At 52.4% G+C, this 24,813-nt stretch carries 29 protein-coding genes and 1 pseudogene; 19 read left to right on the top strand and 11 right to left on the bottom strand.

Annotated elements, in window-relative coordinates:
• Positions 1-26 precede the first annotated feature (26 nt).
• Entirely contained in the window at positions 27-704 is a 678-nt protein-coding gene (locus ABD890_RS25565; RefSeq protein WP_425548499.1) for a tyrosine-type recombinase/integrase, read from the top strand.
• A 132-nt stretch (positions 705-836) separates the two neighbouring features.
• Here ABD890_RS25565 and ABD890_RS22335 read toward each other — a convergent pair whose 3' ends face one another.
• Positions 837-1,082 carry a hypothetical protein gene (locus ABD890_RS22335; RefSeq protein WP_345094728.1) on the bottom strand — a complete coding sequence of 82 codons (246 nt, stop codon included), beginning with the start codon at positions 1,080-1,082 and terminating at the stop codon, positions 837-839.
• A gap of 487 nt (positions 1,083-1,569) precedes the next feature.
• On the opposite strand from ABD890_RS22335, the gene ABD890_RS22330 reads away from it, so the two are divergent.
• Entirely contained in the window at positions 1,570-2,160 is a 591-nt protein-coding gene (locus ABD890_RS22330; protein ID WP_345094726.1) for a hypothetical protein, read from the top strand.
• Between the two features lie 74 nt (positions 2,161-2,234).
• Here ABD890_RS22330 and ABD890_RS22325 read toward each other — a convergent pair whose 3' ends face one another.
• Complete coding sequence (locus tag ABD890_RS22325) at positions 2,235-2,594, bottom strand: winged helix-turn-helix domain-containing protein (protein WP_345094725.1); 360 nt, start codon at positions 2,592-2,594, stop codon at positions 2,235-2,237.
• Positions 2,595-2,725: 131 nt separating this feature from the next.
• Here ABD890_RS22325 and ABD890_RS25560 point away from each other — a divergent pair, with 131 nt between their 5' ends.
• From ABD890_RS25560 to ABD890_RS22315, 3 genes are read left to right on the top strand one after another with little or no spacing between them, the layout of a single operon-like run.
• Entirely contained in the window at positions 2,726-3,229 is a 504-nt protein-coding gene (locus ABD890_RS25560) for an HNH endonuclease (RefSeq protein ID WP_373356196.1), read from the top strand.
• Entirely contained in the window at positions 3,216-3,680 is a 465-nt protein-coding gene (locus ABD890_RS22320) for a phage terminase small subunit P27 family (RefSeq protein WP_345094723.1), read from the top strand. The genes ABD890_RS25560 and ABD890_RS22320 overlap by 14 nt, the downstream gene beginning before the upstream one ends.
• Before the next feature lie 20 nt (positions 3,681-3,700).
• Entirely contained in the window at positions 3,701-4,303 is a 603-nt protein-coding gene (locus ABD890_RS22315; RefSeq protein WP_345094721.1) for a terminase large subunit domain-containing protein, read from the top strand.
• A gap of 501 nt (positions 4,304-4,804) precedes the next feature.
• Here ABD890_RS22315 and ABD890_RS22310 read toward each other — a convergent pair.
• Complete coding sequence (locus ABD890_RS22310; protein ID WP_345094719.1) at positions 4,805-5,185, bottom strand: Na-translocating system protein MpsC family protein; 381 nt, start codon at positions 5,183-5,185, stop codon at positions 4,805-4,807.
• Between the two features lie 417 nt (positions 5,186-5,602).
• Here ABD890_RS22310 and ABD890_RS22305 point away from each other — a divergent pair, with 417 nt between their 5' ends.
• From ABD890_RS22305 to ABD890_RS22255, 11 genes are all read left to right on the top strand, one after another.
• Complete coding sequence (locus ABD890_RS22305; protein WP_345094717.1) at positions 5,603-5,866, top strand: hypothetical protein; 264 nt, start codon at positions 5,603-5,605, stop codon at positions 5,864-5,866.
• 295 nt (positions 5,867-6,161) lie between these two features.
• The gene (locus tag ABD890_RS22300; protein ID WP_345094715.1) at positions 6,162-6,620 is read left to right on the top strand and encodes a Na-translocating system protein MpsC family protein; all 459 of its coding nucleotides are present in this window, start codon (positions 6,162-6,164) and stop codon (positions 6,618-6,620) included.
• A 193-nt stretch (positions 6,621-6,813) separates the two neighbouring features.
• Positions 6,814-7,293 carry a hypothetical protein gene (locus ABD890_RS22295; RefSeq protein ID WP_345094714.1) on the top strand — a complete coding sequence of 160 codons (480 nt, stop codon included), beginning with the start codon at positions 6,814-6,816 and terminating at the stop codon, positions 7,291-7,293.
• A gap of 110 nt (positions 7,294-7,403) precedes the next feature.
• Positions 7,404-7,565, top strand: a complete 162-nt coding sequence (locus tag ABD890_RS22290; protein WP_345094712.1) for a DUF3309 family protein — start codon at positions 7,404-7,406, stop codon at positions 7,563-7,565.
• A gap of 43 nt (positions 7,566-7,608) precedes the next feature.
• Positions 7,609-8,130 carry a ferritin-like domain-containing protein gene (locus tag ABD890_RS22285; protein WP_345094710.1) on the top strand — a complete coding sequence of 174 codons (522 nt, stop codon included), beginning with the start codon at positions 7,609-7,611 and terminating at the stop codon, positions 8,128-8,130.
• 62 nt (positions 8,131-8,192) lie between these two features.
• Positions 8,193-8,663, top strand: a complete 471-nt coding sequence (locus tag ABD890_RS22280; RefSeq protein ID WP_345094708.1) for a response regulator — start codon at positions 8,193-8,195, stop codon at positions 8,661-8,663.
• Between the two features lie 50 nt (positions 8,664-8,713).
• Entirely contained in the window at positions 8,714-9,469 is a 756-nt protein-coding gene (locus ABD890_RS22275) for a hypothetical protein (protein ID WP_345094706.1), read from the top strand.
• A gap of 79 nt (positions 9,470-9,548) precedes the next feature.
• Positions 9,549-10,784, top strand: a complete 1,236-nt coding sequence (locus tag ABD890_RS22270; RefSeq protein WP_345094705.1) for a glycosyltransferase family 4 protein — start codon at positions 9,549-9,551, stop codon at positions 10,782-10,784.
• On the top strand, positions 10,781-11,857 hold the full coding sequence (locus ABD890_RS22265; protein WP_345094703.1) for a hypothetical protein: 1,077 nt from the start codon (positions 10,781-10,783) through the stop codon (positions 11,855-11,857). The genes ABD890_RS22270 and ABD890_RS22265 overlap by 4 nt, the downstream gene beginning before the upstream one ends.
• Positions 11,858-11,878: 21 nt before the next feature.
• Complete coding sequence (locus ABD890_RS22260) at positions 11,879-12,913, top strand: glycoside hydrolase family 130 protein (protein WP_425548498.1); 1,035 nt, start codon at positions 11,879-11,881, stop codon at positions 12,911-12,913.
• 39 nt (positions 12,914-12,952) lie between these two features.
• Complete coding sequence (locus ABD890_RS22255; RefSeq protein ID WP_345094699.1) at positions 12,953-13,708, top strand: ATP-binding protein; 756 nt, start codon at positions 12,953-12,955, stop codon at positions 13,706-13,708.
• 452 nt (positions 13,709-14,160) lie between these two features.
• On the opposite strand, the gene ABD890_RS22250 is transcribed toward ABD890_RS22255, so the two are convergent.
• On the bottom strand, positions 14,161-14,901 hold the full coding sequence (locus tag ABD890_RS22250) for an integrase core domain-containing protein (RefSeq protein ID WP_345094697.1): 741 nt from the start codon (positions 14,899-14,901) through the stop codon (positions 14,161-14,163).
• A 976-nt stretch (positions 14,902-15,877) separates the two neighbouring features.
• Positions 15,878-16,003 (bottom strand): hypothetical protein, encoded by a 126-nt coding sequence (locus ABD890_RS22245; RefSeq protein ID WP_345095071.1) that lies wholly within the window; start codon positions 16,001-16,003, stop codon positions 15,878-15,880.
• Between the two features lie 40 nt (positions 16,004-16,043).
• Here ABD890_RS22245 and ABD890_RS22240 point away from each other — a divergent pair, with 40 nt between their 5' ends.
• From ABD890_RS22240 to ABD890_RS22230, 3 genes are all read left to right on the top strand, one after another.
• Entirely contained in the window at positions 16,044-16,778 is a 735-nt protein-coding gene (locus tag ABD890_RS22240) for a hypothetical protein (protein WP_345094695.1), read from the top strand.
• A gap of 624 nt (positions 16,779-17,402) precedes the next feature.
• On the top strand, positions 17,403-18,290 hold the full coding sequence (locus ABD890_RS22235) for a hypothetical protein (protein ID WP_345094693.1): 888 nt from the start codon (positions 17,403-17,405) through the stop codon (positions 18,288-18,290).
• A gap of 452 nt (positions 18,291-18,742) precedes the next feature.
• The gene (locus ABD890_RS22230; RefSeq protein WP_345094691.1) at positions 18,743-18,931 is read left to right on the top strand and encodes a hypothetical protein; all 189 of its coding nucleotides are present in this window, start codon (positions 18,743-18,745) and stop codon (positions 18,929-18,931) included.
• A gap of 358 nt (positions 18,932-19,289) precedes the next feature.
• Here the strand turns inward: ABD890_RS22230 and ABD890_RS25555 are convergent.
• The 6 genes and pseudogenes from ABD890_RS25555 to ABD890_RS25550 form a co-directional block, all read right to left on the bottom strand.
• Positions 19,290-19,442 (bottom strand): annotated as a pseudogene (locus ABD890_RS25555) (type I restriction enzyme endonuclease domain-containing protein); the annotation flags it as partial.
• Between the two features lie 226 nt (positions 19,443-19,668).
• Complete coding sequence (locus ABD890_RS22225; protein WP_345094689.1) at positions 19,669-21,162, bottom strand: FAD-dependent oxidoreductase; 1,494 nt, start codon at positions 21,160-21,162, stop codon at positions 19,669-19,671.
• 73 nt (positions 21,163-21,235) lie between these two features.
• Positions 21,236-21,655, bottom strand: a complete 420-nt coding sequence (locus ABD890_RS22220) for a transthyretin-like family protein (RefSeq protein ID WP_345094687.1) — start codon at positions 21,653-21,655, stop codon at positions 21,236-21,238.
• Between the two features lie 79 nt (positions 21,656-21,734).
• A complete protein-coding gene (locus tag ABD890_RS22215) occupies positions 21,735-22,694 on the bottom strand; it encodes a DUF1559 family PulG-like putative transporter (RefSeq protein WP_345095069.1) in 960 nt (319 codons plus the stop codon).
• 50 nt (positions 22,695-22,744) lie between these two features.
• Positions 22,745-24,163 carry a FecR domain-containing protein gene (locus tag ABD890_RS22210; protein WP_345094686.1) on the bottom strand — a complete coding sequence of 473 codons (1,419 nt, stop codon included), beginning with the start codon at positions 24,161-24,163 and terminating at the stop codon, positions 22,745-22,747.
• On the bottom strand, positions 24,160-24,747 hold the full coding sequence (locus tag ABD890_RS25550; protein ID WP_373356202.1) for a sigma-70 family RNA polymerase sigma factor: 588 nt from the start codon (positions 24,745-24,747) through the stop codon (positions 24,160-24,162). The genes ABD890_RS22210 and ABD890_RS25550 overlap by 4 nt, the downstream gene beginning before the upstream one ends.
• Positions 24,748-24,813 lie beyond the last annotated feature (66 nt).

Genomic DNA, 24,813 nt, shown 5'->3' with positions numbered 1-24,813 from the left:
TAAAAGTTTGCGAGAACGGACCCAACATGGGCGAAGTGTGTCCGTCCTTGCGTTGCTGTCGCCGCCCAGTCGAGGTACTCACTGTGTTTCCAAACGTTGTCAGGGATTTCCCTCAGATTACAGGAACAGTGATGATTACTTCCCAGATCACCGGCATCGATGGTACGAAGATTTTGATGCGGGGCGAGCTAATAAGCGTGTTAAACGACCTGCACCGCAAGGAACCACGATCCGCCAATACACGCATGAATTTGGCGATCTTCCGATTGGCCGTATGTTGTGGCCTGCGGGTGAGCGAGATAGGAAGCCTGCGATTGCGCGATGTGTATCTGGTCCGACCGCGACCACACATACGCATTCCCCGAGGTGCGGCGAAAGGGGGCAAACCCCGGACCGTCCCGTTGTGGTGGGACGCCGGTACTCTAGCCGATCTCACGGCGTGGAAAGAGCAGCGGTTGGCGGAAGGGGCAAAGGAGACTGATGCGCTGATTGCATCGCGACGCCATGGAGGGGCACTGTCACGCTATACATTACGCAAGCGGTTTCTCACGGCCTGCAAATGCTTGGGAAACTCTCGAGTACACACGCTCACGATCCACCACGGAAGGCATACGTTTATTAGCCACGCCCTGGCAGGCGGTCGAAGTTTGGCAGAAGTACGTGACGCCGCGGGACACGCCAACGTCAGCATTACGTCAGGCTAGCTGCACGTCGTGATTGAGGAGGAAGAAGAGACAGGAACGCTGTTCGCGTAGAAAGCGGCATGACAGCGATCGATGGTTCTATCGCAAGGCGGAGCGATGAGAAACGGCGAAAAGTTGCGGAAACAGATCGTTTTAGAGAATACGGCCCAAGAGGCTCTGGTTCATCACGTGGATCGCTTCGACCGCAGTCAGATGTTCCTGGATCAGGACATGGTCGTTGGCCTCGCCCACCTCGATGTCGGCGAACTCGAGAGCTTGGGCCAGGGTCTGCAGGCCTTCAACCGCCTTGTAGTACGCGTCGCGGATCTCTTGGTATTGATGCGGGTCCATCTTCTGGAAGGCGTCGCGAAGTTTGGTTTCGTGGTCGTCGGCGGGCATGTTTCGGTCTCCGGTTTGGGTTGCGTGTCGTATGACACACATGAGCCATGCCTGCCGGAAAACATCAAGCTCGGTTGGGCACAATTCAGCAGCTTTCCATCGGGCCTCGAGGTTGGGCCGTGTGGCACCGAAACAGAGGAATGGCCCAACGACGCCCCAAACGAAAAAACGCCGAAAAGTGGCGAACGTCGGGGCCATAGAGGGCAGACTCCCGACCTATGCCGTTTTGCTGTAGAGTGTGGGCTTCTTCGCTCTTCTTTTCATAGGTGGAATGATGTTGCCAGCGCGGTACAGAGTTTTCGTCTGGGCAGGTGTTGTAATAACTGCCAACTGGCTAACGATTGTTTTCGTCCAGCCGAGAGGTGCGATTGCCCTGGGCTATTTTCTGGGTTCGCTTTCTGCGAATGCAACCCTCGCGGCTACTTGGGCGGCTCTGGGGCCAGAGCGGGTCATCTGGCGACTACCACTTTCAATCGGGTGGGTATGTATGCTGCTCGTTGCAGTGGGAGTCAACGTTTCAATCAACTCCGGTCCGAGCGATGGAGTCTTTGGCGTTGGCATTTGGATGTTCGTACAATGGCTGTTGTTACAACTGCCTCTTTGGATGCTGAACGCGGGTCTAGGATTCCACTTGCGATATCGCGACGACAACGATGCCGAGTCCAACGTAAATTCCATTCGTTTCGGCCTTCGAGATCTTCTCATTACGATGGCAATCGTTGGTGTATTGCTGGGCATTGGCCGCCTACTTGTTTCTACTATAGAAATGAATCGAGGGTCAGAGCTTTACATCTTCATCTTCCTAGGAGTCGCAGGCGTAATCATGACGTTTCCGTTGGTGGTCGCTCCTCTGATGCAGCGAATGGCTCTGCCTGGCGTTGCGATGGCTCTTGTATTTATGGGCGCCGCGACAGTTGGAGAACTTTTCACCTTCGAGCAGATAGGTGGTCCAGGTCCGGATGTGGAAGACTTCATCGCAATCAATATTACTTCAGCGATTGCCATCCTGTTGGTTGCTGGTTTGGTGCGACTAAACGGTTACTCTTTGCGAAAGAGGTACCACCCAACGGACGAGTAACTAGTAGAGCCCTAAACGAAAAAACGCCCAAACGTGGCGAACGTCGGGCGTTGTGGGGCGAGCTATTGGTTGGCCTAGCCGTTGGTCGTGAACTTGCCTCGTTCGGTCTTCTTGAACCGGGCGTCTTTGCCCTTCGTGTTGATCTCCCGCAGGATCGCCGAATAGAGCGTGGCGTGCGGCGTCTTACCGCCTGGGCTCGACCAATACTTCTTCTCGGCCATCGCCTCGATCATCTGCTTGGCGTTGAGTGGTTCCTTCGATTCAGACAATACCTTGGCCGCGGCGTCGAGGGCCGACAGGCGTTTCATGGCGGGTTGTTTAGCGGGTTTTGCTTCGGCTGGCTTCGTGGACTTCGCCGGTCGTCCCTTGGTGGTACCCTTGGTGCTGACCGTCTTCGTAGCAGCGGTCGTGCGAGTGGTCTTCTTCGTAGTCATGGGTCATCTCCGAATGTTGATTGGTTGGTCGCGAACCGTGTCGCGTTGATACACATGAGCCATGCATTTGGAAACACATCAAGCGCAACCAGCAGCAATTCGAGAGATTCTTTTCACGTGGAGGGTGTGCCATGCCTAAGCGTCTGAAACGTCGAAGCGATACCATACGACGTGTTGGTCGCGATATCTACGAGGTGCGGCGTGGTTCGTCTTCGTCGCAAGGCTACGACGCGGACTGGGAACGGATCGCCAAGCGTCGGCGCCAACTCGATCATTACCTTTGCCAAGAATGTTTGAAGCGTGGGCTAAGCACTTCAGCTAAGGACGTCGACCACATCATTCCACTTCACGGACGGATCGACTGGCGACTTGAGCTAGGCAACACGCAGGTGCTCTGTCGTATGCATCATCGAGCCAAAACCGAACATGGTAATCAGCTTTTCGGGTCGAGTACGGAGGCAAATGTGAGTGTCATTCAGCAAACCCGCAGAGATGCCGCCAGAAGGCTCCAGGAGCCACCGAGAGGGGCGGGGGGCGGTCTTAAAGTCCCGAGGTGCGGCACTGGACCGCGTGCCCCCATGCGCATATCCGCCCGCGATATTGTACCCCAGGGGGTGAAGAATGAGAGGTCGTAAACCGAAGCCGACAGTCCTGAAGATCCGCGAAGGAAATCCGGGCAAGCGTTCGCTGAATAAAGCAGAGCCGAATGCACCTGGGGATGTACCATCGTGTCCTGATTTCCTGGACGAAGTGGCTCAGGATGAGTGGTTTCGCATCTCCGAGATTCTCACCGACATGGGAATTCTCAGTACAGCGGACCGGGCCGCGCTAGCTGCATATTGCACAGTCTACAGCCGCTGGGTTCACGCCGAAGAACAGGTCAAGAAGTTCGGCACCATTGTGAAGTCGCCCGAGAAAGGGTTTCCCATGAAGTCGCCCTATCTGACGGTTGCTGACCAGGCCATGGAGTCGATGCGAAAGTTCCTGGTGGAGTTCGGACTGACGCCATCCAGCCGCAGTCGTATCCGCGTGGAAACTAAGAAGTCTGCTGAGGATGAGTTCAACGCATTTGTGGGGGCAGGGTAGTGGATACGATACAGCAGTGGGTGAAAAGCTCCAACGATGAACGTGCCGTAGAGAATGGCTGTTGGTTCGATGAAGAAGCGGCTCAGCGCGTGCGAGAGTTCTTCCTGCGGTTCCTGAAGCATTCCAAAGGCCAGTGGGCCGGGAAGCCGTTTGAGCTATTGGAGTGGCAATGGACGGACGTGGTGGCTCCTCTGTTCGGTTGGAAGCGGGCTGACGGGACTCGTCGCTTTCGACGTGGCTATATCGAGGTGCCGAAGAAGAATGGGAAGAGCACACTGTTTGCGGGACTGAGTTTGTACCTGCTGACGTGCGACGGGGAGCCGGGTGCTGAAATCTACAGTGCCGCGTCCGACCGCGATCAGGCATCGATCGTCTTCAACGAAGCGGCCAATATGGTCGACTACTCACCACACCTGGCCTCACGGCTAAAAGTCGTACGCTCTACCAAACGGATCGTGGACCATCGGAGTCGTTCTATCTATCGCGCCCTATCCGCCGAGGTGCCGACCAAGGAAGGTCTCAATGCCCACGCAGTGCTGATGGATGAACTGCATGCCCAGAAGTCGCGGGAATTATGGGATACGCTCCGATACGCCGGTGCTTCCCGTAGACACGGCGTTTGACACACCACAATACGTATTGTTCGCCGGCAGTACTCGTATCGGTCTTCGAATGACAAAGCCGGAAGCCGGAGTCAAATCGACGGTGATTTATGGCTTCTCGAACAGAGATGCCTATGAACAGTTCTGCAAAGGCAGCCAGCTGGCACTAAAGCCTAATACCTTAGTCAAAGGGTATCTTTGTAATGAGTTGGATGCGACCGGACCTGAGGAGTCTTGCAAAACTGCGGCGGGCTTTCGAGCAGTACTGGAAGCACAAGAGAGTGGGGCATCTCGTGTGACGGCCGACTATCAATTATCGTTGACGGGGGAGACCGATTGTTATCGCCCGATTGAACCGTGTGCTCACCAAGATGACCCTACCCAGGTTCTAACATTGACCTGAGACTCGAAACGGTATCATCTAAAAGACGGACTTGGGGACAGATATACGACTGCGTTTGTCAAAATAGAAGTCGCATCATCTAGAGCCGAGTCCTACGAAAAGCCTGCGAGGGGTTTCTTCTATTTCTTTTTGGCATCTCGGTATAAAGGTGCTTCGCTCAGGCTAAAGATGACCAATTCTTCGCCTGCCACCGTGCTGATGTCGTGGTGGAGACTGAGAGGCTTTACGCCAGTAATTCCGGCGATGAGCGCTTCCAAGGTAGGGCGGGCCGTTTCTATTAATTGTGTTCGGACTTGCTTCAGTAGGTCCCTGCCTTTGTCCGGAGGCAAGGTCTTCACCAGGTGCTGCTCGGCGGCTGTTAAGACGCCCTGGAGACGCACGACCAACAGATCGCCCAGGAGGTGAGCTCGAATCTCCTTCGGACCTCGCCCCATGTACTCTTGCTCGAAACGGGACATTCCATCGCAAACGGCTGCTTCGATTTCACCCTGCGTCTTCATGATCACACTTTCCAATAGCCAACACGCTTTGCACCAGCCCCAAGGTACTACTTGAGCTTTACTTAAAAACGCCAAGGCGTTGGCTTCGTCGGTCGAATTCTAACCGAAATCTCCGGTAGAGCGACCTTGATTATTTGTGCCGCAGATTCCCGTTGATAAGCAAGCCCATCTTAATTCAAAGAAATATGTCCCTTTGTCCCTATTCAGTTCGATCGGCTAGCGGTAGGATCAGTTACTCAAAGAAATACAGACACCAATCAATTCGGCAGACTAGATAGAGGGCAGCTTGGTTTTACCGAGAGGCTCGTTAAAAAGTAAACCGATATGGAAAACGCCTCAGGCAATTTTTCATATCGGTTTTTTCGTGCGCATTGGGAACTATGAAGCAGGCCAAGCCTTCTTCGTTTTAAGTGGAAAGTGATCATTGCCATGCCCGTGAATAATGAGCGTGCTTTTGCCCACATTGGCGAAACGAAGGGCTGCACGAACCACGACCACGACATAATTCACGAACTGAGTCGGCGGTTGGACGCATTGTGGCGATACGACCAGTACATCGTCAACGCGAACGGGCTTTCAGAAGTTGAAGAATTTTGGATCAAGGTAAAGGCGCAGGAACAACGCAACATTCAGACCCTCAAAACGTTACTCGCACAACAGATTCTAGAGAATAGTCTCTAGTTCAAATACCGCTTGTAGCCAGTAAATATTTCACGTCTTCGGATGACTAAGTAAGAGACACCTCGACTACGTCGGGAGGTCTGTTGAAGAGTAAGCCGATATGGTGAGGCGTTCTACACGTTTTCCCATATCGGTTTTTTTATGCGATTACCGGCTTATTGATGTCCGTACATGCAATCCAACATTGCTCTGATCTGATTTGCCGGAATCCAATGCTTCCTTAGGTCGCCCTAATTGGATTGGCAGCGCAGTCGTCAATAAGAACCCGACAGCAGCAGATGGAAACAGGGATTCTATGAACCAGTCTGATACGAACATCGCGGAGCAACTCGCCGAAGTGGCAAGCATGCTTCACCAACAGAGGACGGGACATATCCCCAAAGCCGTGAGCGTCGTTATCAGTGAAGACACGCTTGTCGTTACTCTGCACGAAGCGCTTTCTCCTGCAGAGAGGGCGGTCGCCCAAACTCCCGAGGGAGCGGCACAAGTTCAACAGTTTCACCGCCAGCTGTTTGAAGGCTCGACAGAAGAAATGCGAAAAGAAATCAGGCGGATTACCGGACGGGATGTTCAGGAGGCCTCCGCTGACATTGAGACGACCTCCGGCACTGTGGTGCATGCATTCACAACCGGCTCCATGGTCCAAGTGTTTCTCCTTGCTCCACATATACCTTCCGAAGCTGAATTGGATCGTACAGCGGAAGAACGCTTCGATAGTGAAGGACATAACAAGCCACCCGAGTCTCAAAAATAGTTTTACTGAACCCTGCGTTACCAATCCAATTGGGGCGACCAACGGAAGCCCCGGATTCGTGGCAAGTCGATCCGTCTTAGTTTTGGATTGCGTGCGCGGAATTCAAAAGAACTTCGAGCGTTAAACGGATTCGCTCACTGTCATAGTGTGTGGCCGACGAGTGAATCGACTTTTTTAGAAAGAAGTATGAATTATGAAGAAATTTGCAATCGGCGTCTGTGTATCGAGCCTTTTGGCAGCTTTTGGCTGTAGCAGCGACTCCAGCACGACTCCTCCGACGAAAGCGACCACAACGGCCAGTAAACCAACCAATCCACCAGCGACGACGACAAAAAAGCCCGTCCTTGGGACGACTGAGAATACCTTCCGATTGAGTGTTCCCTACGAATCGATTTCGCTCACTCAAGGCGAAAAGCAAAGCATTCTCATCGGTATCGACCGAGGAACCAACTTCCGTGAAGAAGTATCGATCGAAGTGTCGGACCTACCCAAGGGAGTTACTTTGGAAACTTCGTCGCCTGTAATCAGGCACGGTGAGAAAGACGTCTCCTTGGTATTGCAAGCGCAAAAAGATGCCGCCTTAGGAGACTTCACTTTCCACATAAAAGGTCACACCGAAAGCAGCGGTGCAGACTTTGAAAAGGAAGTCACGATGAGCGTTGCGCAGAATTAGGCACGTTCCTCGTTATGCAAACAGAAAGGTGGCATGAGAAGTCACCTTTGGTTGAGATAACACGCACGAAAACACCGATATTTGTCCTCTATTTGTAAGGAAGATGATTCATGTCTCTTCTTGGAATAATTTTGTTAGTGGTCCTCGTTGCACTACTGCTTGGCGCCTTGCCGACATGGGGGTACAGCCGTAATTGGGGAGCTTGGCCCAGCGGTGGCCTGGGGCTCGTAATGGTGATTGTTCTGGTCCTCTTACTAATGGGGCGAATTTAATTCCGTTAAGCATTTTGCCGCGTAGGGCAAGGATGACCGTTGGATGTTTACTGCGATGACAGATGTGCCCCTCCCTCTCATGCTAACGCGTTTTGAGCTCGCGACCCTACTCAACGAAGACCTCTCGCGCGAGTACTCAGCAATCATTGCCGGTGTTGCGTTCTCGAAAGTCTTTCATGCTATTCCTTATCGAGACGTAGGAACAGAACTTGCTTATCAGGCCGCCGAAGACCTGAAGCATGCAATCGAGCTGGCAAGTCAGATTGATTTTTGGGGGATCGCTCCAACCGTTAAGGTCTCGGCCCACTCCTCTACAACCAACCGAGAGGAAATGCTTCGCCATCGCCAGAAAGCAAAGACCGAGTCAGTCCAGCGATATCGCGAACGAGTTTCGCAGTGTGAGGAGCTAGGTGAAGAAGCTTTGGCAGACCATCTTATCGATATCCTTCTTCAGGAAGAACAGCATCTAGCGATACTCACGAATGCGATCGGCATTTCGGAGTCGACCATAGGAGCGAGCAAGCAACGAGGAATTGCCCCACTTCAAAATCCACGACTCGATTAAGTAAGCGAATGATCCCCTCAAACGGAATTGGAGAATGAGATCGAATGACACGACGGCGTAGTATGGGCCAAAAACACAGCCCCTTTAAGGTTCTCTCGATCGATCAGAAGGAAACCTTACGCGCGGCACTAGAGCCTCTGAGAAAACAGCATCATTTTGCCACCTACTGCGCCGCTGAAACAATCATGGCTAAGCGAATCATGCACTGCCAGTGGCCCCAGGTCGTACTGCTGAATTTAGAAATCCCTAACGTGGATGCCTGCGCGATCGCGAGAGAACTACGGCTGGTGTTGCAAGGCAAGAGTTGCCTCATGATCGCAGTCGCGGCGTGGATGAATGAACGGCGCCGTCGCCGCTGTGCCGATGCGGATATCGACGTGGTCCTTCTGGCCCCGATCGATCGCGACAATTTGGAAACATTATTAATGCTGGAATTTGATTTGGTGAATAGACAACGCAAGCCCAAGTGCTGTCACAACAAGGCGAACTGCTCGAATCGCGTTCAGCATTCCAATGAACGCAGATCGCACTAAAGCGTTTACTCGATCAATTCACCGTTATCACTTTCAGAAGGAAATAGTCGATGGCAGATGTATCCTCAGCTCTGAAGAGCGACTCCGAAGCATGTCGGAGAATTGAGCCCGCTATCACTCCCGTCAGCGATCTTAAGGCCCGAATTCTTAGTGAGGTAAATGAAGCAAATGCACGTGTCCAAGCGCTAAGGGAAGTCGCGGATCAGACGTACGCAACACAAGACCGCAAATGTCGACACCTTAGTGTCGTAGCCGGGCAAGTCAAGCAGATCCTTCAAGAACGCATTAGTGGCTTGTTAACCATGGACGCATTCCAGGATCTGATCATAAGTGACAAGCAGACGAGTCACGTCGGACTCGGACCGCGTGGGTTTGGAAAGACCACAACAATCGTCGTTCCTCGCTCCGACCGCTGCCTGGCGAAAGTGGTCTTAGAATTTCATGTCGACGGTGATTTTGACTACGACAAAGCCGTCCTGGACTTCAAGCTCGAAATCGTTCCCGTCTTCCTCAAGTTCAAAGCGAATGATCGGCTTTCGATCCCTGCTGACGCATTTTCGGCAGGTGATGCCACGGCGTGGATTGATGACAAGATCCTTGTTTTTGTTCGCGCATATTTTGAGATTTACTTCTCAGAATACTATCAGAGCGAAACCATTGTTCACGACCCAGTCTTGAATATTAGCTTTCCGAAAGCATTTGCAATGGGGAACAAACAATACAACGGTAAGACGTACTACATGCTTACCGAAGGGTCCCAGCAAAGGTTTGAAGATCAACCCGGATCGTACGTATCGACTCGGTAAACTGTCACGCCTGTTCTCTCGCTGCTACGGGGAACTGTGTTTCATTGCTATACACCCTTTCAATCATTGAAGGAAGATCATGGACTCCGTGCACCCTCTCTTTGTTGCGACCTATCCGCCGGAAGAATGTGGCCTGGCGACATTCACGAAAGACTCTGCGGATGCGGTCGACGTTGCGGCAGATGATGCGATCTCTTCGGTGATGGCCATTCAAAAAACTAGACGCGTACCTGATGATGACTTGCGGGTGGTCCATGTCATCGATAACGGCAACGTCGGCTCATACCGCTTGGCGGCCCAAGTCGCTAATCAGGGACCGTGCAATATCGTCAGCCTCCAGCACGAGTTTGGACTCTATCCAGGTGACTGGGGGGCACGACTTATGGAGTTCGTTCGAAACTGCGACAAGCCGATTGTCACGACCTTTCATACGTTGTTGGCCGATCCGCCATCGCTACCTAAACGCCTCATACGTGAGATCGCGATCCACAGCAAGCATGTGGTCGTGATGACCCATATCGCGGCTCAACTCTTAGCGGACGTCTACCGTGTTGATCGCAAAATGATTCGCGTGATTCCCCATGGGGTACCGGAGGTGCCCTTTACTCGCAAATCAAATCGTAAGGAGGCACTTGGCTTTGACGGACGCAGTGTCATTTGCACCTTTGGCCTTATCAATCGAGGGAAAGGCCTGGAGCAAATGATTCGCGCAATGCCACGAATTGTTGCACATTTCCCAAACGCTTTGTATCTCGTGGTTGGGGCTACTCATCCCCTCGTCAAACTCCAGGAAGGGGAAGCTTACCGAGATAGTTTGGCGTTATTGGCGAAGTCACTCGGTGTTGCTGAGAACGTTCAGTTCGTAAACCAGTATCTAAGTCTGCCGGATGTTATTTCTCGTCTGCAAGCATGCGATGTGTTTGTCACGCCCTATCCTGGACGTGACCAGATCGCCAGTGGCACGATGGCGTATGCCATGGCTACGGTGGGCGCAATCGTTAGCACTCCCTACCTCTATGCCGAAGAAGTACTTGCCGATGGACGGGGAATGCTTGTCCCCTTTGGCGATAGTCAGGCAATGGCGGAGTCGGTTGTTCGACTTTTGGCGAGTCCGCAGCTTATGGAGGAAATGCGGTTAAAGGCATATGAATACACCCTGGACATGTTTTGGCCGAACGTTGGAAGAGCCTACTTAGAACTCTTCACAGAAGTCGTTCGTCCAGTGTCCTCAGAGTCGCTGGACTCCCCAAGGGTTGGCTTGTCAAATGGCGTCAACGCCAAGCATCCTCTTCTCATACCAAGGAAGTTACCATGAAATCATTCGGTTCTTTGCCCTTAGAACATCTGGATCGAATGACCGATTCTACGGGCTTGATTCAGCACGGAATTTACAGTTTGCCTCGTCGAGAAAGTGGCTATACCACGGACGACAATGCGCGGGCTCTGCGTCTTTGTGCGCGGCTATGGAATACTCAACCAAACGATCGCATCTTGTCGCGAGTTGCATGTTATTTGAGCTTTATCGAGCACGCTCGCTGCCCTGTTCGCGGATTTCATAATTTCCTCAGTTATCAACGAGACTGGTTAGATGCTACCGGGACAGGAGATTGCCAAGGGCAAGCCGTTTTGGCGCTGGCTGAAGTAGTTGGCAGTAACTTGCCTGAAGGATTCAGAGCACTTGCGAGCGAACTTCTCGAAAACGCATTGCCGACCCTTGAATCGTTAAGAAGCTTGCGCGCTCAAGCCTACGTGATACAGGCCTGGGCTCATCTTAGGCGGTCCGACGTTCCAGGAATCGAGCCGCTAGAAGGCATCGCCAAGTTGGCAGCGGAGCGTCTGGTAGAGTGCTTTCACCGCTCTCAACGACCAGGCTGGCCTTGGTTCGAGTCACGCATGACATACGCGAATGCTGTCCTGCCACATGCTTTGTTCGATGCTGCCCAGCGTTGGCCGGAGGAAGAATACCTGAGCGTGGCGGAGACTTCTTTCTCGTTTCTCGATTTCGCCACAACATCAAACTTGGTGTTTCATCCGATTGGCAATCGCGATTGGTATTCGCATGGCGAAGAGAAGTCTCTTTACGATCAGCAACCAGTCGAAGCCTCGACCATGGCCTCGGCTGCCTTGGCGGCAATGACGGTACTTGAGGACGAAAGATATCAGGCCGTATTTCATCGCGCCCGCGATTGGTTTCACGGACAGAATAGCTTGAAGACTCCGCTCGCGGATATCCATAGCGGTGGCTGTTTCGATGGGCTGCATCCAACTGGACCGAATCGCAATCAAGGAGCTGAATCTACCCTTGCCTTTCTGTGGACGGAACTCCACGTAGACGGCGTTGCGAGCATCAATCACACGAGAGAAGTGTCAAATTCAACCAACCGCTAAACGACTGTTGTGTGAAAGCCAATGAGCATACGTCAACACCTACAGGAAAACATGACTGAATCATCTCCCAGATCGAATACCTATGAAGAGCTTTTTCAGAGGTCTCCCAACAATCCGATTCTTACGGCGAAGGACTGGCCGTACCCAGCCCATTCCGTTTTCAATGCGGGCGCCTGTATGGTCGGCAACGACACACTGCTGCTGGTCCGCGTTGAGGATCGCCGGGGCCACTCGCACCTAACCGTGGCTCGAAGCCAAGACGGGTTTACAAATTGGCAGATCGATCCTCAGCCAAGCTTTGCTCCTGCGACTAAGGAATTTCCGGAAGAGGCTTGGGGAATTGAAGATCCTCGACTTACTTGGATGGAAGAATATAAGGAATGGATCATTGCCTACACGGCCTATTCGTCGAGTGGTCCGATGGTCTCACTCGCGCGAACCAAGGACTTTACGACTTTTGACCGGATGGGGCCGGTGATGCCGCCGGAAGACAAAGACGCAGCCGTGTTCCCAAGAAAATTCGGTGGGCGTTATGCAATGATCCATCGACCTGTTTCTGCGGGTAGCTCAGGTGCCCACATTTGGCTATCGTTTTCCCCGGACTTGGCCCATTGGGGAGATCATCACGTACTGCTTCATGCTCGTCGTGGTGCGTGGTGGGACGCCAATAAAATTGGACTAAGCCCACCTCCTCTAGAAACGCCGGAGGGTTGGTTGTTGCTGTATCACGGTGTCCGACATACACCTGGCGGTTGCTTGTATCGACTTGGGATTGCATTACTCGACCTGGAAAAACCGTGGCAAGTCTTGCGAAGAAGTGATGATTGGATATTCGCTCCCGAAATGCCTTACGAACGCCATGGCGACGTGAATGGAGTCGTCTTTCCGTGCGGCTGGGTTCTCGATCCCCCGACCGGCACGATCCGAATGTACTACGGCGGTGCCGACTCATGTATGGCCGTCGCCACCACGCAACTTTCGCGTCTATTGGACTACGTTCATAGTTGCCCTGCACCCCCAGCACGCAGGCGTATGGGCGTGGCCATGCCTGAATAAACTTCATCCTAATCTCCCACGGAAGGAGCGCATTTTGCAATGCTCACCACAGATCTCGAAGACGGGAAGCAACTCCACTTTTTGCTCGGCTATGTCGCAGAGCTTGAATTAGAAATCGATCGCCTGCGAAGACGTGACCAGTTTCTACAGCATGCGGCACGAGACTACATTGAGCGAACACTCGTGCAATGTCACAATGAAGATCGGAAGCTCAGTCTCGCCCGCCGGTTAGAATTGATCGCGGACGGTTGTTCCCGGCTTAGTGAACTTCTTTACGATATAACCGAGCCACCCGGCTATCATCCGGCATTTGATCAAGTCGTTGTCATTCCGGTTCGCCCACTCGTGGATCAGATATTTCGCTGGCAAAGACGGCTTAGCGGAGTGCCCAAAGCGGTACTACGTCTTGAACTAGATCGCGAATTTATCGAGTGGTTTCCGGCACGATTTCGCCAAGTGATCGATAACCTTGTTGCCCACTCCCTGCGACATCGAAACGAGGAGAATGGGGAGGTCCGTCTTGGTATAGAATTGATCACGAGGACTGACGATTACGAGTTGCGTTTCACGGACAATGGCCAGGGGTTTACCGATACGATGCTCGACGGGAATAGCAGATCGACTAATCAAGCCGCTAAGACAAGATCAGCTAGCCTTGGCGGAGGATTGGCAGTCGTTAAGTATATGGTTGAGCAATGCTGCGGAACGGTTACCGTGTCCCGTGGTGATAAGCATGGCTCCAGCGTCGTCGTTATGCTTCCTCGCTATGGAATGGATGATCGCGTGGAAGCATGATGATATTTCTCAGCTCTCCGAACATATACCTGCAAGCTGCAATTCAGAACGCCGGCACAAGTTTCGACTATGCTGTTAGGCACCCACCTTGAAATTGTCGTCACCACATCAACTCCTTTGGCAGGAGATTTCTCTGCACTCGGTCTATTGGTGGCGAGATGGCAATTGCGTTTTACGTGGATCGATTAAGTTGTACGGAAGATCACGTTTCCCCCAATCAGTCGCCCGGCTGGCCGGAAAACATGATGAACACATCGTTGTTTCGGGACTACAACAAGCACGACTTTATGTCGCCGAAGCCTACTCTGTTCCAGCCTGGATCGGTTTCTCATGCCAGACAAGGGGCCGTCCTGGATATAGACGCTTAGGCTGATTCGTAATAAGGGACTTGCATGAGCAATAGAAGTGTCCCCCAGAGCCCGTAAACTCCCAGGACGAACCGTCATGTGCATTCAGGCAGCATCGCGATAGTAGTGCCTCAGCTTGCCGCCAAGCCGTTCGCGACAATTGATAGAACCAATCGAGGCAACCTCCGGCATCGGCTTCTCGCCTGAACTCAGCAGGCCGTTCTCTTTTCCCTGATGCGGTCTTTCCTCGTGATAGAAGTCGACGAATTCCTGCACTAGATAATCCATGTGCTGCTCACCGAACACGATGAAGTGATCCAGGCATTCCTGCTGCAACGTTTGGATGAAACGCTCCACGTAAGCATTGGTGTTCGGAGCACGATAGGCACCCACCTTCACCTCGCTACCGGCAGCTTCAAAGGTCGCATCGAACGACGCCTGGAACTTTGTATCGCGATCCCGCATGAGCGTCTGAACTTCCACGCCTTCTTCTTTAGTGTGCTTGAGAAACGCCTGGGCCTGCGCTGTAACCCATTCTTCATTGGGGTGAAACGTCGACGGGCATATGTATACCTGGCGAGACTCGACATGCAGGAAGATCAATAAATACAGGTCCCGCCAGCCTTTCAGGGTGAGAACGCGCTTGGCGTAAAAATCGCATTGCCACAGCGTCGCCGCATGTCTCTTCAAGATGTCGTCCCAAGTTCCTTCACCTCGTTTCGGCCCTGGCTCGAGCCCGTTCTCCTTGAGGATGTTCTTAATCGTGTTCCGCGACGGAGGAGTAATCTTGAGCTTCTTGAGTTCTCCCAGGATCCGGGTGTAGCCCCAGTCGTTTTCCTTTGCCATTCGGATGATGAGATCGCGAATCGGTTCTTTCGTTCGCGGGCGTCCTTTTCGAACTGCCTGAGCATTGGTTGGCTTTTCGGCATCACGAAGCCAGAGCAAGAAGGTTGCTGGTTTGACGATCGTCACGATCTCATGGATGGCGTTTCCCAGCTTTGCCCCGAGCTTGGCAAGACGCGTTCTTTCTTGCACGGTTGTCAAGATTCGCTTGGGCAGCCTGGCCCGGAGCACTTCGTTCTCGGCTTTGAGGTATTGGATCTGGGCAGCCAGCTGTTTTTGGGTCGAACCGGCGATTAAGAGCAGCAAATTGTGGCACAGATTCTTCATCGTGCTATGATGCGGAAGTCGTTGATGACATTGGAGAAGTATTCTTTTTTGCACCCGGTAGTACGCTCGGGACTTTTCAATATCTTCGTCTCGACCATTTGAACGAGATTCGATGGCCGGTCGTAATAGCTAGTCCAGCTGTGGCATATATTCTCAGTTGCGACATGTTCGGTTCGGGGGCCGAGCCAAACCCTCCGCAATTCAGAAAAGAGTTCGGTTCGCTCAGGGGTAGACCGAACAGGACTCGGAATTGCTAAGTCCTTTCCTCGAAATTAGATAACGCGAAATCCCAAACAGAGAACATTCACGAAGAGTGTTCTGCACAGGGAGCCTTTCTTTGAAGCGGATTTTCCGCCGACAAACCAGTTAACGACAAACGCCGAGAGTGAGAGCTCTGGGCGTTTTTTCGTTTGGGGTTATCTGGGAAGAGCTTGCGTCTTGGTAGACTCTCTTGTGGAGTTCTCTGCCGATCGCCCGTTGGCGTCAAGTAAAGGCAATTTGCCCCTCTCGGCGGAGAGACTCTCTCGCTCTCTCATTCGTAGACGTCTTGGGTTAACAGTCTGATCTTTACGCGGCCATTTCTCAACATTGACCGTCGAGATCTTTCGCACGCTTCTAGGCCGCGGTCGTTTGGGCTTAATAGCCCCAATCCTCATGCCGAACTGGCAACCGGTTCAGAACCTGCCGGCGATGCTTCCAATCGGGCATGTGTTGGGTCATCAGGCTTCGGAAATCGCTCGTTGTGCGTCGGTTCCAGAATATAGATCATCTCATGCACCACGATGTATTCCAGGCAATGCAAAGTAAGGAATTCTTAAATGACTGCGATGAAGTGGATTACTTGTGACCAAGCAGCGGAAATCACACATGGTATGTCAGAGGGTCAGGTAATACAGGAAATTGTATTGGGGACAGACGTTAGAACACTACGCGATGAAATACCTGTGGAACCCCATTTATTAGCCGTGTCGGACGAACTACCGTCTCCGGTATTTCGTTGGTACGGCCTCATTGAAGATCGTGTTTTTTCCTTAGAATGTGATGAAACAGCTTATAACTCAGAGCCATCTGCGTTAATCTCTACGCCGTACCTAAGTCGTCAAGATCAGTCTGGCGACTGGACGGTTCTCACGGAGTTGCTGAGCCTTCCAAATTCGATTCAAGTTCGATGTCCCAAGTATGTTGCAAGTAGAACAATCGACCCCGAGCATGTCGTCTTCCTCCCTACTGGAAGGGGCTGGGATACCCCGGTCTATCTGGCGGCATCATTGGAGGAAGCCGAGCAGTTGGTGCGATTTTTATCAAATAACGTGCAGCAGGTGGATTACTTTGTCGGCCCACCGGAACCGTTGGGTGATTGGAGGATTACTCAAGGCGAACAGGAGTATAATCGTTCAGATGTCACTCTAAGTAGCACACTTCAAAATGCCTGTGATTGGTCCATGCGCTATCCAGAAAGATTGTTTGTTGTGCAAGACATTTCGAGAAGTAGCGATCGAATGTTTCAGATATGCAACGGTCAGATTGTGGACTCGGTCTCTGGTATAGGGTAGCCGGAGTTATTGCAACTGAAGGCCACGGGAAAAATGTCCAGTCCTGTGTCAAAAGTAAATTCACGGTTCGGTCGGCGGGGTGGCACTGCTGAGCCGTACACTCTTGCGTGAGCCACGGCTGCCGTCGGCAGTGTGAAGTGCCAATCGACTCAATTCACCAGCAGAACATTCTCTTCCCTCTTCCGACTCGTTACGATGAACGCATGAAACGTTCATCCGCCCATCGGAAACAGGTCAGGCACTACGAAGGCTCAGGTCACCTGCATGAGTTGCCCCCTTTCCGCCTATCAACGGCTTCCGTTGCTGACGATCAGCCGATAGGAAATTGTCCAGCGTCAGGTTCTACAAAGAGAGAACCACAAGGCCTGAGTGGCCAAGGCTGACATTGCCGGACCCAAGTTGGTTGAACGGTTTCGGTGTTCAGAGGGAAAACAGTTGATGGGCCGATTGGCAGGGTGTGCCACTGCTGAGGGCAGCAGTGGCACACCCTGAAGCTTGACAAATGACTGGATTAGCAGTGCCACCCAGCCGATTTGGTGTTGTACTCAAAGAAGTTTTCAGTGTCTTTCACGGTAGTCCCCTAGCAACTGAAGGTGCAGGCCACGTACTCGAAGGATTGCTTGAATGCTTAAGACAACTTCCAGCCAAACGAGTGAGTCAGACTGCAAGGCGGATTCCTTACGGTTGCATTCTGACGCAGGTTCTGACGTCAGATCTAAATTCACCTTCCTGCAGACGGCATCTGCCTTAGTATGGCTGATTACTTTGCTAGTGCTTCTGCTCGTCTCTGTGGTACACTTGCCACAAATTTCACCACTTATAATCATCTTTATTTACTTGGCGCTCTTGTCATGGTGCGTGGTTAGCAAGCTTGCTTTTGGGGTTAAGATCCTTTATTTGGTTTTCTCAAATGCATTAGCCTTGCTTGCAATCGGCAATTCGTTAGCCCCGATTGGCAACCTGAATTTGGTGGTGTGCTCTTTGGGTGCTATAACGTTTTGTGCGTGCATGGTAATTTATGGCGGATTGCATACGCTGATTGGCCACAGCGACTTCACGCCCAGGTGGTCCTTGAGGGGTGTAATGCTAACCGTAAGTGGCGTTTCCGTATTGCTTGCATACTCCCTTTATTTGCGTGATCCAATTACCGAAGACATTCGGCAACTGAACGGGCAATGGATGTACCGCGAGGAAAGCTTTCTGGTTGCAGCAGCATCGATTCAGGCATCTTGTGCATCCGTGGTCCTTTATTTTGATGCTTCGTTAAGCCGTAGCCTGATTGCTTCGGCTGCGATCAGTGCCGTGTGCGCTGCATGCATGCTAGTCGGCTTTATCTGCTTAGATTCGAATGGGGATATTGGTCAAGCAATACATAAAATTTCTAGTATGGAACGATGGGTAAACATATATGGGTTAGAGCTATTGTTTCAAGCAGGATCATGGGGAATGTTTGCAATTACCATGACATCGCTGAGGGTCTTGAGGGGAAACTGTTTGAAAACCAGCAATTAATACTCCAGGATTGATTCGGCTGGAGTATACAATGTGAGACTGGTTAGCCAATTTAGCCCGGTACTGGCAAGTGGAAGTCTTGTTTATATCATTATCAAGTGGGCTTGGACATTAACGAGCCGAGCAGCATCCGGCCTATGCAATGCGAATTGTGGCATTGCTCTGGGGAACGATGTCCCGCAGCTTTCAGGTAGTAACGGCCTACTGCAGTGGGGTTCGGCTAGGTTCTTCCAATTGATCATCTGCTATAGCCAGACGGGAACGGTCGAAAATCGGCACTTTGTTTCTTTCTGTGTCCGGCCGATCGGGTGGCAAAACAGCGAAGGGGCGTAGTTTTGGGGCTGCTATCTCTCAGAGAATGTGCCAAATCCTGGGCAAATTTCTCTAAAAACACCTGGACGCATCTACAGTGCCGTGCCTATTCTGGTGGGCGTCATTGATAGGGGTAGCCTATGAAAATCGAGTTCGGCTTGCGAGAATCGGTCGTGGTTTTGGGCAAGCGAATCGTAAATGACACGGGGCGAAGGATCGCTCTGGTCATCCTGGACGAACCAGGCGACAAGGTCCAAGTCGACCGCAAACCATTCCCCAAAAAGAACCAACGGCCACCGGCACACGTACCAAAGGCCACCGCGATCTGAAACCAGATCCGAACCACGACACTAAACGGCTTCGGCCGCAAGCTGGCACCGTAACCACACAACGCCGGCCGCGACTTCCAACGATGGAAGATGCGGCCGGCTTTTTTTGTTGATTCACTCGGGCGAAGGATCGCCCAGGCAGAGCGGCGAAGGAATCGCCAAAGCCTGAAGCCTGGTATTGGGGGCAGTACCAGGACCAGGTCCGGAAGGAAGCCAGGACGGCACCAGGTGCAAGGACGCACCTCTTCCAATTTTTGGGGCATCCCATAAGGCCGATGCTTGTGGAGAAGACGTTTGCGTCGCGCAAGTTTCACTTCGCAACAAACAGCCAAGCCCAAATCACCCACAGCATTGCAATCTAGCTCCACCTTGCAGGAGACCCCCACTCCAAACACAACGCCTCCTCCTGTTCCAGAACCAGCTTCGTTGCTTCCACTTCCAAGTCAGGCGGATAGCCGTGCTTGCGCAGAGCTCGGCGGACGAGGAGGCGGACCTTGGCTCCGGCGTTCTCGCGGTGCTGCCAGAAATGATATCTCTGCGCTCAACAGTGCGAACCTAACTTAGAAAAGTCCAGTAGCTGACGATCGTAATTAGTTGGCGAATCGCTAAACCTTTTCCTCGGTATCGGAAAGCAATAATTCTGCAACAGAGAACTCTCACTAGCAGGGTTCTGCACTGGGAACGGCCCGATTGGGATCGGGTTCGCGGAATAGAGCTAACCGTGGCGAAAGCTCAGGCTATGACTTTTTCTCCCGGCTGTACGATTGCACTTCCGCCCATGTTAGCTCATGGGGCATGACTCCATTCTGAAGTGACGCGGCACTTGTCAATCCCGCGGCCTCTCCCATTGGTACGGCGTTGCCGGTGACGCGGTAGCTTGAGTGGGCAAAAAAGTCTCCGCTGATGCAGCGGCCTGCCATCATCAGGCCATCGACATCTGCGGCCATCAGAGCGGGAAGTGGAATATCGTACGACTTCACGCCGGCTGCCCGGTAATGCTTCACGTCAGCTGGGTTAGAGCCATCGGGAAAGACATTGTGCACATCGAAACCAAAATCCGTTCGACAAACGGCAGATTCGTGACGAAGTCCTGAAACGAGATCGTCCCCGGTGATGTAATAACGTCCTCGGATCCGCCGACCTTCACGAACGCCAATTTGTTCAGCGGTTGCAACGACTGCCAGGTCTTGCCAAGGCTTTCCCAGCTTTCGTAGTCCTTGAACAATTTCATGGACTTCTTTCCTTGATCGAATCGTTGCTTCGGTAATTGCCCCAGCATCGGTCGCCGGTACTCCGTACTCATGATTGGTCATGAGCGAATAGATTCCGCTGTGAAGATGTCGAAGGGTAGGAGCTCGATACGAAGGGTTGATGCCAGAGTCTTGCATGAGCTTGTAGAATCGAGCTTTGGCATCGGCCCCGTTTTCGCGGATGTATTTGCTGACTTCCGAGGTGTTAATCCCTGTCAGCAGGGCCATCATTGACATGGGTTGGCATTCACAGTTGCGGTCGTATCCCACTTCAAAGTTACATCCAGCTTGCGCAGCCAAGTCGCCGTCTCCGCTACAATCGATGTAGCGATCGGCAACCCACGCTTGTCGTCCTGATTTCGATTCGGTAATGATGGCCACGATTCTTTTCTGACCGTCAGTAACTGTCCCCACCAGACGCGTGTGAAGTTGAATGCGCACTCCGGCTTCGACGCATAGTTCTTCCAACAATAGCTTGAGGATCTCGGGATCGTAGACTTCTCCGGCGGTTGACTTGGCAACGTTGCTTCCCCGCTCGGAGAGTGCTGTGAGAATCTCCTCCATAATTCCCGATTTGTTGCCGCCCCCGATGATTTTCGTAAGCAGCCCAGCTGTCCAAACGCCTCCGAGGCAGCCTGCAACCTCAATCAATTGCACACTTGCCCCGGCACGTGCGGCCGCTAAAGCGGCACCAATTCCCGCTGGCCCAGCGCCACATACTAGAACGTCGCTTTTTCCAGCTACGGGGATAGTGCGTTCGGTCTCTCTGAGAACGGTCTGCTTCTCAGCGAGTTCCCCTTGGGTGCGCAGGACTTCGCCTTTACGTAAGTCTGGTTGGGTTATTACTTTGCTGGAAGTCGCTTGTTCCGCACCCCAAGCACCACCTAGCAAGATGGACTTGGCGCCGAGTACGGCACCGATTGCCGAGGATTGAACAAATGCACGACGGCCTGGATTGATTTGGGGACGATTCTCTTTCATCAGCATTCCTCTTTCATATCGGCGAGGGTGAGAAGTTTGGCAATGGTGTGTTTCGACCGCGGTTGCCGGTTGGCTACTTAGATTCCAGGGCAAAATCAATGACGTTCGCCTTGTCCTCGACCTTTGCGTTTAAAACGGTTTGATCGTGATAGTTTTTCGGAAGCATTTCCTTCCGAAGGATCTTGCCGTACTTGTCTTCAACCACGGTCCGGATGATGACTTTGTGCTTTCCTAGTGCGACCCCTTGTCGTTCCAGGCTGTAGCCCATGTTGTATTTCCCGTTGTCATCAGTCTTGCCATACGAAGGTCTCCCAGACGTTGGCTGAAAATGTAAGGTCGCGTCTTTGAGTGGTTTGCCATCGAGAGTTACGGTGCCGGTAACGGTTGCAAGTTCCGGACCACTATGTTTCTGGCAACCGGCAATCAATGCGAAGCCACACGCGAAAAGCACCGAAAGTCGGTAGGGGCCAAATGTGTTTATTCGGGTTGGCATGGGGTGTTCCGATGAAATGGTGTTGATAGAGAAGGGGAGAATGAGAAGCGCGATCGACCGTCAGGAAAAGCCCACTCGCTTAGTAGTTGCCAACGACTTGGTTGTCATTGCGCGACAATAGTCGCTCATACGAACTGTCGACGTCACTTTCGTTGCTGGAACCATCCGTTACGTAGTCGATGTTCTCTGTCAGGAAATGTACCGATCCATCCGCGAACACGAATTGCGCTCCGCCCGGGTGCATGCTGCTGAAGCTTTCGCACAACTCATTGGAAACGTTATTTGAGTGGTTGATCGCGGCGCGCCCACCAGCATAAACGTCTTTGCAAACGTTTCCCCCTTTTCCACGTGTCGCTCCAGCCCAGACGGCTGCTTCGTGAAATAGTTCCCCGCGTTTCCAGGCCACCTCTCCAATGGCAATCGTATTGGACGTACCGTCGGTGACATCACGCAAACGCAACGATCCCTGGTAAGACCCCGGTTTTCCAATCGGTAGAAAGCATCCCGTTTGAGCCGCGGCTACGGGAGCAATTTGAACTGCTCGATGGCGGTGTCCGTAGCTGGCTTTGTAGTTAGACATTGCCCAATCGGAAAACAAGCGACCTACGCCAATTGTCGGGGCCGTGTCAGAGGGGCAACGGTATGACGCAACAGGAGTCAACGCAACCGGATCGATGACGGTCTCGAGCAGGGTGCCACGACCGAGTCCACTCTGTTCGTAAAGTGCGGCTTGTTCGATATATGGAAGGAGTATTGCGCCCCATCCCCAACTCTCGACGTCGGTGTCGGCCGTGGCACCTCCCCAATCAGGGTCGTTTGCTTGAATCACATGGCCTGGTGGAAGGGCGAGATGAACATCGTGATAGTTGTGAACGGCAATGCCGATCTGCTTCAAGGTATTCGAGCATTGAATGCGCCGTGCGGCCTCGCGGGCCTGTTGGACTGCCGGCAAGAGTAGTGCGATCAGGACTCCGATAATGGCGATAACCACCAATAGTTCCACAAGGGTAAACCCGTAACGGTGTCTTACATTTGTCATGGTCACTAGGAATTCCTTATTAGGGAATGGAGATGAGAATAAGACTGGAATTAGTCCGACTTGCGATCCTTCGGTAGGATGACGATGCCGTACATGGAACCAGCACCTTGGATCGCATTATCAAACTGATGAGACTTCTCGCCGTTAGGTCCTAAGTGCACCTGCTGGCCAGAGCTGTGTTTAAGCTGCCAAACATTGACCGGTACATCGACCGAGTTACCTGGACCTTTACCGAGAAAGCGTTCGACATCCGATTCGACGGGAGGTGCTTTCACCTCACCTGCTCGATGCGATAGACCGAGGTCAATTCCGAGTTTCCAGCCGGTATCGACAAAGTTCTCGGATAGCCAATCGGGAATCAGGTAGCGCTGATCTACTAGGATGTAGACGTCTGCTTCCCGAGATAGGGTCAGCGTGATGTCGATGTCTTTGCAATGTTTGTCGTCGTTGAAGGTCCGGATATAGTCCGCTCCAATCAGTTCCTGGGGAATTCCCGTCTTGTCGAGGCCGTTCCATTCGTACTTGCGATCGACGTAGACCAACGCATCTTCACGAAATCCGCCACTGACGACCATGTAAAATTTGGCGTTGGAGCTACCGAGGACATTGTCGGTAATGGAGGCCACAGAAGAATTGCGGCCATCCGGAGCCGTCGACCATTCGGACGACAAAGAGGAACTCCAAACGGTGGGAATGCGTTCGCCGGTGCCTGACTTGTCGTATCTTTCCGCCTGGCCCGAAACGAGAACCTTGCGTGCCAGATTTTTCCGGCTGTTGGTCGCAACATCAACGACACCATCAAAGACCAGCACTTCGGTTTCGTCAGGCGAATTGGCGCCCACGCCAAATACCGTTCCCAGGTCGACGATATTTGCCGCATCGGTTAGGACGGTAAACCCTTTTCCTTGCTCTCCGACATCGACGTAAACCTGGCCCTTATGGAGTCGAACTTTCTTGTCACCAAGGATTTCCAGGTCAGCCCCTTGAGATAAGGAGACTTTGACACCATTGCGGAACGTGATCTCATTGGAGTGGTTGGCGGAGGCAACGACGCGGTCGCCGGAATGTAGTTGTAAAGCCGAGTCGACTTCTGAACTGGTCCAGGCAATTGGTCTCTCTTTCATAGGGAAGAAGAAAAAACATGCGACCGCAATGCTCAGAGCACAAGAGGCAAGCAGCAGTGGGACGAAAACCTGGCGCTGAGTGACTACCTGAGGCCACGCTTGTCTGTCTGGGGCAATCGAGACGACAGGCTCTGACAGTGTCTCGTGAAGCGCCAGATGAAGTTCGACGAGATTCCGGTAGGCGTCTCGTGCGGAGGCACTCTCTTGAAGCTGGGTTTGCAAGCGTTCAAAGTCTTGGTCCGAAATACTTTCATCGAGGAGACTACTAACCAGCAGCTGAAATTCTTGATTTGGCAATTCAGGCTCATGAGGGTCGAAATCATTGGGGAGGCGATTGCTAATCATTCTCGTTCTCCCATCTTCAAGCACTGTAAAAGAGCAGTTCTGGCGCGGTTTAACAGCATCGCAATCGCAGCCTGAGTTCGACCGAGTTTCTCGGTAATCCGTGCGATTGAGCATGATTGCTGGTAACGAAGATCGATCACTTCTCGTTGACGCGGTGTTAGCCGGCTTAAACAAACCCTAAGGCGATCGGAAGTGTCGTGCGTCAAAATGCTTGTCGAAGTCTCCGCGTCATGGGTAAAGCGATCGACGAGGGCTTGGCTAAACATCAAACGGCTGCTCTGTGCCGATTTGAGAGCTGCGAGAGATTGAAAATAAGCGATCCGAAGTGACCAGGACCGAAAGTTGGTACCCCGCGTAAACGAGTCCCGCTTCTTCCAGATGACCAAATTGGTCTCCTGTACCACATCGTTTACCAGGTGGGGGTCCCGAACCAACGAGGCGACAAAACTGATTAAAATACGCTGAATGGAGTCGATTTCCCCACGAAACCATTCATCGGTGGCTTCCTGTGAGGAGCGTTCGCCTGGGGATTCACTCCTCACGCTAACCTCAGAGGTAATAATGTCGGTTCTGCTACCACGCATAGGATCTTTTGCCCGTTATCTGGTCCTGCGAAGAGAGTTCAAATTCGCCTAATCTCGCTTGCAGAG

Source organism: Bremerella cremea, assembly GCF_039541315.1.
GTDB lineage: Bacteria > Planctomycetota > Planctomycetia > Pirellulales > Pirellulaceae > Bremerella > Bremerella cremea.
Note: the sequence above shows the minus strand (reverse complement) of the source record. Positions and strands in the feature narration are given on the sequence as shown.